The sequence below is a fragment of the Leucobacter sp. M11 genome (assembly GCF_035726885.1).
Classification (GTDB): Bacteria; Actinomycetota; Actinomycetes; order Actinomycetales; family Microbacteriaceae; genus JAPFRB01.
Genome location: NZ_JAPFRB010000042.1, coordinates 1 through 255 on the forward strand (window position 1 = coordinate 1; position 255 = coordinate 255).

1 protein-coding gene is annotated in these 255 nt (G+C 48.6%); it reads right to left on the minus strand.

Annotation, left to right across the window (positions count from 1 at the left end; genetic code table 11):
* Nucleotides 1-31: 31 nt before the first annotated feature.
* Nucleotides 32-255, minus strand: a 224-nt coding sequence (locus OOT08_RS18935; RefSeq protein ID WP_325094449.1) for a winged helix-turn-helix transcriptional regulator, incomplete at its 5' end; no start/stop codon positions are given.

A 255-nucleotide genomic window follows, 5' to 3' on the forward strand; every position in this document is an offset into this window, starting at 1 on the left:
TTATGGATCCGGGTGTTTTTTACGTTTTTAGTCATTCGTTTTCTCCAGAAATCACCAATACATCTTCGCCTTCGGATATCGTTTTCTCAATATGCTGCTCTCCCCATGAACAGAGCATCTGCAGGGCGGGAGCCAGAGAGGTGCCGTAATCAGTCAGTTCATATTCCACTTTCGGCGGCACCTGATTATAGATGATCCGGTTTAGGACGCCATCTGCTTCGAGCTCCCTCAGCTGCTGGGTGAGCATTTTCTGGG